Origin of the sequence: Arenibacter sp. 6A1, from assembly GCF_012272855.1 — a bacterium.
In the GTDB taxonomy this organism is placed as follows: Bacteria; Bacteroidota; Bacteroidia; order Flavobacteriales; family Flavobacteriaceae; genus Arenibacter.
The window spans coordinates 1-10,697 of record NZ_JAAXCQ010000034.1; the positions used below are offsets into that span (position 1 = coordinate 1).

Genomic DNA, 10,697 nt, shown 5'->3' on the forward strand with positions numbered 1-10,697 from the left:
TCAGTACCGAGTTTTGTAGTCTCGCTTCCTTCAGATGTAACCTCGCAGTTACCACCCTTGCGACTTACTAATGGTTCAAGGCGTTACCCCTGCCCATAAGGGACTTGTACCCTCTAGATTAATTATCTACTTTGCAGTAGATAAAAGATGCCCATGCTGGGCACACACAATGGCTATAAGCAATTGGGGGCAAAAGTGAATAAACAAAAGGTTTTACCCAAAACGAAAGTAAATGCTAAACCGAAAAGTTAGGGCTTAAAACCCCAACTGCTCATAGCCGGAACGTTGTACGTAATGCAGGAAAATCCTTCTGCAAATCAAATTAAGGACTAATCAAATCACCTGTGAATAAAATCAAACTCTATAAGAATATTTTAGTCGGACTAACTATAATTATTGTTTTACTAATATTCCTATTTACAATTGACGTAATATCCGAAACCGAAGATTGGTCTTTTTTAAACATAGATTTTGAAAATAAAAACAATATCGTTTCAGCTTATGGAACTTTAATTGGTGGAATTTTAGCCTTTTTATCAATCCTATTTGTTTTTTTCGGTCTATTAGAACAAAGACAACAAATTCTTGAAGAAAAACATTTAAGGGAGCAAGAAGAACAGCAAGAATTGCGTGATAAATTAAAATTACTAAGCAGTTATTTCAAATCTACAAAAGACACTATAATTTCTCAAGGCGACACGCTAAAAGAATACTATCAGAAAGAACAAGAATCGCCATCGGAAATGAATACAATGTATTTTACCGCCAACAAAAATTTTACGCGAATAATCGATATGGACCCATTATCCATTTATAAAGCGATTCGAACCAACTTCTCAAGTGATGAAAAATGGGAAAAGACTTTTTTGAACATTTATAGCATCTTTGATTTTTATTCTGACGGTTTAAAAGAACTACAAACAAAATACGAATCTCATATAGATTTTAAGGTTAAAGAGCAACGAAAAATTGCCCATAGAGCGAATAACTTTTTAAGTATCTGTTCAGAAATGGTAGATTATTATAAAATTGAATTTCCCGAAACCTATATGGAATATGATTGGGTAAAATTAGCTAACAACTTCACAACTCAATATTTTGCTTATTTAGAAGAATGCAAACTGAACAACGAAGGAACTAACTTTAGAATAGTTTCAGATAATTTGTTGTTGCCTTTCTTGAAAACCGCAACGAAATTGAGAGATTATCCTGGTTATGAAAAACCTATTTGTCGCCAATTAGTAGTTGAATCTGCAGCAATAAGAAAAAATATTAGCGAAATCGAATTCCATTGTATTCATTACGCCGATGACATAGAGAAACAATACAACGAATATTTCAAAGACGACAATAAACATTTGAACGAGTTGACAAGGATAAAACAGCAGATTGACGACAAGATTGTGGGATAGCACTACGCACAACAACATATATAAAACATAGTTATTACAAGCTTTCCGAGAGGTTATTGTGTATTTGCAAAGACCGTTAAATTTTTAAATTTGGCTTTTAGAATAAACAAAACATAAAAATACGGCTCGTGTATAATCTGAAAAGTTAGCGTCCATTTATACGCTACGTATCATATACAAAACCGTTGGCAGGAAGTGAAGAAAATAAATAGAATTCAAAAAAACAATCAGAAAAATAATGTTAGACCAATCCTTTTCCAGTAGTAATTTTAATAAATTATTTTTAAAAGAAAACCGAAAAGGTAATTTTGATAAATCTCACTTTTCTCAAGAATATTTAAATAAACATCAAGAATTTAAAAATACTGTTGGTGAAAAGTCAAATCTAAAGAAAATCAGAATACTAACTTTAGAAGAATTAGACGATTTTGCTGAAAGATTAGAGGAAATTAATAATGAAAAAGAAGAAATTAGACTATCTATTTTTGAAGATTATTCTAATATAATTAACAGCCCAAACACTCCTTTTCAATTCAAAATAGTATATAATTCAACAAAAGAAGTTTATACTGTTGAAAATGATCCTGCTTCATACTATGCTGTAAAACAACTCCAACAAAATATATATAAGACTTTTAAAGTTATACAAGCGGATAGAAATAAAATTATAAAGCAAATTTTTAATATTGCTTCCGATGGGTTTCCTAAAATAATTATAAAGACTGACATAAAATCATTTTACGAGTCCATTCCTCAAGATAAGCTTTTTAAAAAAATAGAGAACAACACTTTACTTTCTCCATTTTCTAAAAAATTAATAAAAAAACTTTTTTATGAATTTGAGGATAAAAAAGACAAAACTAAAATACCATTAGGAAAAGGTGTACCAAGAGGAATTGGGATTAGCGCATATTTATCTGAATTATATATGCGAGATATAGATAATGAGATTAAAGCATTACAGGATGTAATTTATTATGCACGCTATGTTGATGATATAATTGTTATTATTTGCCCTAAAACAGAATCAACAAAAAGAGATTATTTATATGAAATAAAAAATATAATTTGCGTTAAAAACAATCTTACTCTTAAAGATGGTAGTGATGGAGAAGCTTCAAAAACAGAAACAATCAACTTACCAAAAAATGGCAACTATAATAAATCCTTTAACTACTTACGCTATTGTTTTAATTTAAAAAGAACTGAAACAACAGATAATAAATCAAACTTTCAGTTACTTCTTGAAATTTCAGATAATAAAATTGAAAGGTATAGCGAGAGATTAAAAAAATCAGTCGCAAACTATAATCAAAATTCAAAATATAACGAAAAAGAAGCTAGAAATATTTTAATCGCGAGATTAAAATTCCTTACTGGAAATTTCCATCTTAACAATAATAAAAGAAATGTAAAGTCAGGCGTCTATTACTCTAATCAAATGCTGAAACTAAATAAGGTTACATATAATAGTTTAAAAATATTAGACAAAAAACTATCTACAGCATTACGTGATTTAAATCCACCTCCTAAAATTGGGATTGATAAAATAAAATTGAAACTTTTCTTATTGCAGAAATATAGTTTCCAAAAAGGATTTAATAATAAAGAAAAAAACTTTTATTCTTTTAGACTAAACCCAAGAGAAACAAGTTTTTATTTTAAAAAATTCAAAAGAGCAACGAACAAGTTTGAAGTGATTAAATCTATTTGGAAGTAATGAGCAAAAAGAAAAAACATATAAAATACACCAAAGAAAGAGCTATTATTTCTGACGTACTACCATATGAGGTGCCAATTACATTTTCAAACAGATATTTGTATCGGTTCCTAGTCAATAATGAATTAGAATTTAAAAATAGTACTATTAAGTATAAAACAAATTTTAAGGATGATTACTTTGATGCTTTTAAAATAATTTTAAAAATTTTATTTTCTACAAATATTTCAAATCCGAATACTAGAAAAATTCCATTTACTTATAGAATAAGTCATAAAGAAAAAGACTTTAGAGAACTTGCATTAGTTCACCCAATAAACCAATTAGAATTGATAGAGTTTTACGAACAATATAAAGAATCCATTATTTACTCTTGTTCTTTAAGTAATTATAGTATAAGAAAACCGGACAATGTAGCTAAGTTTACTTTCTTTAATGACAAACTTCATCAAACAAATAAAGGTGAGGTTTCTGATTTTTTAGAACTAAGTGGGAAAGAATATGAAAGCTTAAAAACTTTTTTTTCTTACGGCAAATACACTAACATCTATCAATTCTTCGAACATTATAGGTATCAAAGAGCAGAAAAGAAATTCAATCATTTATTTAAATTTGATATTTCTAAGTGCTTTGACAGTATTTATACTCATTCAATTTCTTGGGCTGTATTAGGTTTAGATGTTGTAAAAGAAAACGTAAATAGTTCTAAAAACACCTTTACAGGAAAATTCGATAAATTTATACAATATGCGAATTACGGAGAAACCAATGGTATCTTGATAGGCCCAGAATTTTCTAGAATATTTGCTGAAATTATTTTACAAAAAATAGATATAACAATAGAGAAAAAGTTAAAAGAAAATAATTATTTACTTAAAGTAGACTATGAAATGTATCGTTATGTTGATGATTATTTCTTGTTCTGTGATGATAGCGTTTTAAAAGACGAAATATTAAAATTACTTAAACACGAATTAAAAAAATATAAATTATCAATTAATAATTCTAAAGCAGAAGAATATAACAAACCAATTATAACTGAAATAACAATTGCTAAAAATAAAATTATTGATTTATTTTCTGAAAATCCTAAATTTAAAATAACGAAAATAGAAGAAAAGGAAATAGACAAGAAAGATGACGATGATGAAGTTTCTTTACTAAATCACAAATTTGAATTATCATTTAATCCTAATAAATTAGCAACACGTTACAAAATAATCATAAAAGAATCTCAAGTTGATTATAAAGATGTTTTGAATTACAGCTTAGCTCTTCTTTCGAGTAAAATTGAAAAAAACTTGATTTCTTTTGAAAAAATATATTTTAAATATCTTGAAGAAAATGATAAAGAAGCGTTCTCTAAATCTGACTTGTTAAAACTTAGAAAAACGGAAAGTTTGTTTACTTCACACATCGAAGGTATTATAGATTTTATTTTCTTCATTTATTCAGTATCACCAAGAGTAAATTCAACAATTAAAGTGAGTCTTATTCTTTCTAAAATAATTAAACTGTTTAAAGAAAAAGGCAAAGTGTCAAAGGAATATATTATTAGTCAAAATAATAGAGAACGTGTATTCAAAAAAATACTTGATGAATCAAGTTTTATTTTAAAGAAAAACTCCTTAAATGAATATGCACAAGTAGAATCTCTTTATTTACTTACACTATTAAGAGATTTAGGTAAAGAGTATAGATTACCAGAAGAAATATTAATGAAATTCCTAAATGCTTCACAAGAAAAAGGTGTAGATAAAATCATCATTAATGACAATACATTAAACTATTTTTCAATTGTTGTCTTGTTTTATTACATAGGATATTCAGAGAAATTTCCTCTAATAAAAGATGCTTTAATTGTTTATACTTATGATTATATAAAAGATTACCCAAGTGAAAAGAGAGGTAAATCATCTGAAATAGCTCATTTAATGTTAGACTTATTTGCTTGCCCATTTTTAGGTTTAAGAATTAAAGCTAAAATTTTGTACTTATATCGAGACGGTAAAAATTTAGCAGATTATAAAAGTGCTCTAGTTGAAACTAGAAAATTAATCCAATTTCATAAAAAGCATAAATATTGGTTTACTAAATGGGAAAGGTTTAACTTAGCTAAAGAATTAGAAAACAAAAAGAGTCAAGAAGTTTACTCTTAACAATAATGCCAATGCCAATCTCCAGGTTATATTAAGCATTTATGTTAGATATAATTATTTTCACACACTTGCAGAGGCAATACTCGGTAATAGAGGACAACAACAAAAAGGTAGCTGGAGATTTCGCTACCTTTTTAATATTTAGAAGAATTAACAAAACACCTACTGCCAATCGAGTGGATGGCTCCGCCATCTAATGCCGGAGTGCACCCCTCACACCACCGTACCTACGGGTCTCGTATTCGACGGTTTGATAATGAAACTTAACGTTTGTAGTATTCCAATAAACTAACATAACCTTTCTTCTTTAACCGTTTTACGGTGATTGTAGTACACAGTATTGAGCTTTGGGTTACAGCCCATCCCCCCATTCTAGTACGACTCCATGCGTAGGCTTGATCTTGATCAATGCCCAGACGGATCAGGTTTTTCCGTTTCCGTTCGGGTTTCTTCCAATGATGCTAAAAGCAATACCGCAGGCGGTTCCGTAACTATTCTTCCAACTTCTTGAGCTTGGCATAAATGGATGCTGGCTTAAAGTAATTAATCCACCCTCGTACCAACAGATTGATGCGTAAAATACGTTCCTCAAAACTGGCGGGTATCGACTTTTTGGTCAGGTATTTAGGTTTGTTTTAAATTCTTTCCACTTTGACGGGTCGGCCACTAGCTGATATTTGCCTTTTTCTCCTTTCTTATAAGTTGGTAAAAACCGAACCCTAATACTTGAAAATCCAAAGGTTTACGTTTGCCACTTTTCTTTCTATTTATTGGCAGTCGGAGCTTGTCACGTAGAAACTTGTAGATACTGTTACCTACCCTTTTCGCTGACTTTTTACTTCTGACATAGATACTGAAATGATCAGCGTATCTAACATAACGATGTTCGAGCGTTTCCAGTTCTTTATCCAGTTCATTGAGCAGGATATTGGATAGGACCGGACGTAGAAGCGAACCTTGCGGGACGCCCTTTTTACGTTTGTGTAATTTTCCGTCAATCAGTATCGGTGCCTTTAGGAATGATCGCAACAACTTCATCGTTGGTCTACATTTCACCTTTTTATATATCAGTTTCAAGAGCACATAATGTTCCACCTCGTCAAAGAAACTCTTTAAATCGATGTCTACTATGCACTGGTACCCTGAATTAATATTCTTTAGGCTTTGTGCGACCCCTTGATGAGCATTGCGTTGTGGTCTGAACCCATAACTGTGCTTTTGAAAGTCCATTTCAAATATGGGCTGCAATACTTGATGTAATGCTTATTGAAACACCCTGTCGACAACGGTGGGAATGCCAAGCATCCGTTTCTTGCCGTTGCTCTTGGGTATTTCAATTCCCAGTATTGGGGACACCTGATAAGTCTCCCGTTCTATCTTTTGAGTATATCGCTTGGCACGGGTTCGGAGCAAGGATTTAAGTTCCATTACGGAAACTCCGTCCACTCCTGCACCACCCTTGTTGCGGTATACCTGTAAATAGGCGTAGTTAAGGTTCTTTTTACTTGTTAAACGTTTAATCATTAACACTAAAATTGTTTCGCTGTCCCGCTTAATCCATGGCTACTGTTTTACTGGAAGCCTATCCGTAACGTAAAACTGCTCCGTGGTTTATTAAGGACCATTATCGTTCAGTCCTTCACCAACCTATCAGGTGGTTGGCTACTAGTCGAGTAGATAAGGACATTTCAGTCCAAACCTCTCACACAACTGTGCGTAAAGATGTCCCTTTACACGGCTGTTATTATTCAACCAACGGCCGTACACCGTAACGCCAATGCTCAAACAGATTTGGATCTCGTTTGGAAATCTCAGCTATCCATTTTATTGCCCTGACCTTTCGGTTTCACAACCTTTTGTATTTTCGAGTAGTCCACTTTATCAGTAGCTTGTTCATATGACGCAACACTTTATAGAGTTCCGATTTGTAGAAGGCTCCATAGTAATTGATCCAGCCTCTCAAGGCAGGATTAATGATGGAAGCCAGCCTTTTCAAATCACTACCCCTTCTTCTGTGCAACTTCCAAGAGCGCATTTTATCGCGTATCGCCACTTTGGACTTATTGCTTATGGCCGGTTGAAAGCTGGTAAAGTAATATCCTTGCTTTGTTTTGGCCTTTCGTCTTCTAAACGTATAGCATAGAAAATCGAATGCAATAACTGGATAGGACTTGTTTCGACTTTCCTTTCCGCAGTAAACAATCTTTATTTTCTCCGGATGAAGTTCTAGTCCGCAAGCTTTCAATCGCTCTTCCAGATTCTCCCTTAATTCCCGCGCTTATGCTCCTGTTTTGCAGTGTATCACACCATCATCAGCATATCTCTCGAATGGACAGGCCGGATATCTAATCCGTAACCATTCATCCATACAGTAATGTAAAAAGAGGTTGGCAAGCAGCGGACTAATTACAGCCCCTTGAGGCGTCCCTTTTGTACTTTCTGCAAAAGTTCCATCGGATTTCTTTACAGGTGTTTTGAGCCACGTTTCAATGTAAAGTAAAATCCATTTACATTGGGTGTGTTTTCGCACTGCTTTCATCAGCAGGTCGTGTGGAATATTGTTGAAGAATCCCTTGATATCGAGATCCAAGACCCAATCATACTTCCAGCATCTTTTCCTGGTTAACCCTACTACTTCTATTGCGCTTTTATTCGGTCGATATCCATAAGAATCCTTATGAAATATACGATCAATCTTTGGCTCCAGACTCAGTGTGACTACCATTTGAGCGATACGATCAGTTGTCGTGGGTATTCCCAGTGGCCGTACACCTCCTCCTTTCTTTGGTATTTATACCTGTAATACTGGGGAAGGCATATAACTACCGGAACTCATCTTATTCCATAATCGGTATAGATGATTCCTACGATCCTCTTCGAAATCTTCCAAGCTCAAGCCATCCACTCCAGCACTACCGCGGTTTTGTTTTACTCGCTCATAGGCTTTTTGTACGACAAACTTTGAAATACTAAATGGTTTTGTTTTAATCATTTCGGTACCTCCTATGGTATGACCATAGTTTTCTTTGTGATAAAACTGAATAATACATCCCCTTCGCTCCAACTCCATTACAAAAGTTTCAACACTACTACGGGATGTTCCGCCCGCGTGCCTCGCATCGGTACTTTTGCTCTTGTGGGTCTCCCACTTGAGGGTTTCCCTTTACATCGAGACGACACGTTCTCACGTTCCGTTTAAATGCCCATAATAGATTCACGCTATCTTTACGCCGGATGCCACGGAAGCAGTAGTCAGGTTCCTCTTCCATTTTTATCCCAAGGCAAAGTCGAGACCTTGGTTTCGACACCATCTAATCAGCTTTCGACGCTTCTTCAATAGTTTACTTTCGTCCGTCTCTCTATAACATACTTGACATCTATATGGATGCCTTTTCCTTTATCGCTTCTCACCAGACCTTTTAAGTCCAGCAACATAAAGGCAGTTTGAAGCCCACGCCTGAACATTGACTCCCAGGGCCTACCCTCATCATTTAAACAGCACCAAAGTATTTTCACACTTTGTTCGTGTCACACCGACCTCTGCTGACTTCTCCATTTAGCTACACCTAACTTTGGAGACCTCCCCAGGTAATGACATCTGCTTTCCCCTCGATTCCTGCCAGATCTACTGCTTCGGCATTTACTTAAAAGTGTTTCGGACTTCACAATGAACTGTGCTTGCTCATCCATCCTCACAGCCTCATATCTGGTTCCTGTTCGTCATTACCGAGTTTTGTAGTCCTGACTCCTTCAGTCCTAGCTTCACAACTAGCAACTTTGCAGCTCACTAATGGTTCAAGGCATTAGCCCTGCCAAATAGGGACTTGCACCCTCTAGATTAATTATCTACTTTGCAGTAAATAAAAGATGCCCATGCTGGGCACACAATGTATATGGTTCATTTTGCCGTATAGCGTTTTGAAAAATTTTCTTGCAAACAATATATTTCCTAATTTGAGACATTGTTTCGGCGTCCTCCGCTATTTTGCTATCGAGATATTGCTAAAATGTAGCGGATAAGTGGGCAAAACTGCTTCGCTGCGGCCGCCTTACTTAAAACGAAACCATATACAAGAACGTTAGAGTACTTTTATGAAACATCCCTTCCACTTACCACAAAAATACCCACAATACTATTCCACCGTATACAAAGAATTATCAATAAAAAAAGCTCACGAAGGAAAGGGACTCCTAAATACAGAGCTCAATAAATTATACAAGTCAAAGAAGTATATAAAGGGTAAGAGACACTTTGAAGAAATTGTTGTAAGGTGTATAGCAATTATGAATAATATGCTCAGTCTAAGATATTGTGGATGGTCTGAAGATGAATTGAAAAAAGTTATTTCGGATGCTGTTCAATATGCAGAAGCAGGCCATGATAATTCTCTGGCAGATTTTTATGGTGGCCAAGGTAGGTTAATTTCATGTGATGGTCATCGAGTCAGATCAAAATCAGAATTAATCATTGATTTATGGCTGGTTTCACAAGGAATTAAACATGATTATGAGAAAAAAATTTTTCATAATGGAGAATTAATGGTTGTTTCAGATTTCTATTTACCGAAATATGATTGTTATATTGAATATTGGGGGTTAGAAGGTGATCAGCTTTATGAACAAAGGAAACGTGAAAAAATGGAATTTTATAAGTCTAAAAACCTTCGTTTAATATCGCTTTATAATGAAGATTTAAAGAACCTAGATGAATCATTGAACGACAAATTAAACGCACTCTAGTCGAGTGGATGGCTACGCCATCTAATGCCGGAGTACACCCCTCAAGCCGTATATACGGATGAGGATCAGGCGCAAATAGTCTTTAACGAAGTTGGAGAATATGAAATTGGGATAGAAACAAGTAGGGGAAATTGCGTTGCCCGACAGATAAAAAAAGTACTTGTATTGGAAAAATCAGCTTCAGATATCGATGGAACCAACAAAAACAATCAGCAACAGATTGATGATTTTATCCTATACCCCAATCCCACAACTGGAAAGTTTACCGCAAACGTAAGCCTTACAGAGAGGGAAGCAATAAGTTTAAAGGTATTTAGTTTTGCCAACAATGCTATTATGGCTTCGGAAAAAGCTAGAGGACAACAAGAATATAGTATTCCTTTTGACCTTTCCGGATTACCATCTGGGGTATATGCCGTTTTATTGGAAACGCCTTATGCTAATGCATTACGTAAGATTATTATAAAGTAGCACCTATTAATTGAGGTTTCATATTAGGATTGTTTAAGTATCCATTGAAAGCAATTAGGATTACCTCGCTCCTCTCGGTGATCCTGACGTGGGGTCGGTGCTCAACTGCATCCGATACAGGCTATCGCCTATCGTCTTTTTTGTTTTCTCAATTAAGTATCCATTGAAAACAATTAGGATTACCTCGCTCCTCTC

11 protein-coding genes are annotated in these 10,697 nt (G+C 34.1%); 5 read left to right on the top strand and 6 right to left on the bottom strand.

Features of this window, described 5'->3' with window-relative positions; genetic code table 11:
- The first annotated feature begins 344 nt into the window (after positions 1 to 344).
- The 3 genes from HCG49_RS18160 (at position 345) to drt3b (ending at position 5,291) form a co-directional block, all read left to right on the top strand.
- On the top strand, positions 345 to 1,412 hold the full coding sequence (locus HCG49_RS18160; protein WP_168470901.1) for a hypothetical protein: 1,068 nt from the start codon (positions 345 to 347) through the stop codon (positions 1,410 to 1,412).
- 238 nt (positions 1,413 to 1,650) lie between these two features.
- Complete coding sequence (gene drt3a, locus HCG49_RS18165) at positions 1,651 to 3,132, top strand: antiviral reverse transcriptase Drt3a (RefSeq protein ID WP_168470902.1); 1,482 nt, start codon at positions 1,651 to 1,653, stop codon at positions 3,130 to 3,132.
- Positions 3,132 to 5,291 carry an antiviral reverse transcriptase Drt3b gene (gene drt3b / locus HCG49_RS18170; RefSeq protein ID WP_168470903.1) on the top strand — a complete coding sequence of 720 codons (2,160 nt, stop codon included), beginning with the start codon at positions 3,132 to 3,134 and terminating at the stop codon, positions 5,289 to 5,291. Before drt3a ends, drt3b begins: the two co-directional genes overlap by 1 nt.
- A gap of 491 nt (positions 5,292 to 5,782) precedes the next feature.
- Here drt3b and HCG49_RS18780 read toward each other — a convergent pair whose 3' ends face one another.
- The 6 genes from HCG49_RS18780 to HCG49_RS18490 form a co-directional block, all read right to left on the bottom strand.
- On the bottom strand, positions 5,783 to 5,854 hold the full coding sequence (locus tag HCG49_RS18780; protein ID WP_317167523.1) for a hypothetical protein: 72 nt from the start codon (positions 5,852 to 5,854) through the stop codon (positions 5,783 to 5,785).
- 103 nt (positions 5,855 to 5,957) lie between these two features.
- The gene (locus HCG49_RS18785) at positions 5,958 to 6,539 is read right to left on the bottom strand and encodes a reverse transcriptase domain-containing protein (protein WP_317167521.1); all 582 of its coding nucleotides are present in this window, start codon (positions 6,537 to 6,539) and stop codon (positions 5,958 to 5,960) included.
- A gap of 15 nt (positions 6,540 to 6,554) precedes the next feature.
- Positions 6,555 to 6,815, bottom strand: coding sequence for a hypothetical protein (locus HCG49_RS18790; protein WP_317167522.1), 261 nt, complete (start codon positions 6,813 to 6,815; stop codon positions 6,555 to 6,557).
- 322 nt (positions 6,816 to 7,137) lie between these two features.
- A complete protein-coding gene (locus HCG49_RS18890) occupies positions 7,138 to 7,326 on the bottom strand; it encodes a group II intron maturase-specific domain-containing protein (protein WP_410489001.1) in 189 nt (62 codons plus the stop codon).
- A 243-nt stretch (positions 7,327 to 7,569) separates the two neighbouring features.
- Positions 7,570 to 8,082 (bottom strand): reverse transcriptase domain-containing protein, encoded by a 513-nt coding sequence (locus tag HCG49_RS18485; RefSeq protein ID WP_317167524.1) that lies wholly within the window; start codon positions 8,080 to 8,082, stop codon positions 7,570 to 7,572.
- The gene (locus HCG49_RS18490) at positions 8,083 to 8,361 is read right to left on the bottom strand and encodes a hypothetical protein (protein ID WP_205764443.1); all 279 of its coding nucleotides are present in this window, start codon (positions 8,359 to 8,361) and stop codon (positions 8,083 to 8,085) included.
- A gap of 1,022 nt (positions 8,362 to 9,383) precedes the next feature.
- Between HCG49_RS18490 and HCG49_RS18185 the strand changes: the two genes are divergently transcribed.
- Together HCG49_RS18185 and HCG49_RS18190 are read left to right on the top strand one after the other, a co-directional pair.
- Positions 9,384 to 10,031, top strand: coding sequence for a hypothetical protein (locus tag HCG49_RS18185; protein ID WP_168470904.1), 648 nt, complete (start codon positions 9,384 to 9,386; stop codon positions 10,029 to 10,031).
- Positions 10,032 to 10,055: 24 nt separating this feature from the next.
- Complete coding sequence (locus tag HCG49_RS18190) at positions 10,056 to 10,502, top strand: T9SS type A sorting domain-containing protein (RefSeq protein ID WP_168470905.1); 447 nt, start codon at positions 10,056 to 10,058, stop codon at positions 10,500 to 10,502.
- Positions 10,503 to 10,697: the final 195 nt, after the last annotated feature.

What these genes read in the sequence shown, in the direction of transcription:
- HCG49_RS18890 (WP_410489001.1), bottom strand. Translation starts at nt 7,326, where the DNA reads ATGCGCTCTTGGAAGTTGCACAGAAGAAGGGGTAGTGATTTGAAAAGG.
- drt3b (WP_168470903.1), top strand. Translation starts at nt 3,132, where the DNA reads ATGAGCAAAAAGAAAAAACATATAAAATACACCAAAGAAAGAGCTATT.
- HCG49_RS18490 (WP_205764443.1), bottom strand. Translation starts at nt 8,361, where the DNA reads ATGGAGTTGGAGCGAAGGGGATGTATTATTCAGTTTTATCACAAAGAA.
- HCG49_RS18190 (WP_168470905.1), top strand. Translation starts at nt 10,056, where the DNA reads ATGCCGGAGTACACCCCTCAAGCCGTATATACGGATGAGGATCAGGCG.
- HCG49_RS18185 (WP_168470904.1), top strand. Translation starts at nt 9,384, where the DNA reads ATGAAACATCCCTTCCACTTACCACAAAAATACCCACAATACTATTCC.
- drt3a (WP_168470902.1), top strand. Translation starts at nt 1,651, where the DNA reads ATGTTAGACCAATCCTTTTCCAGTAGTAATTTTAATAAATTATTTTTA.
- HCG49_RS18790 (WP_317167522.1), bottom strand. Translation starts at nt 6,815, where the DNA reads ATGATTAAACGTTTAACAAGTAAAAAGAACCTTAACTACGCCTATTTA.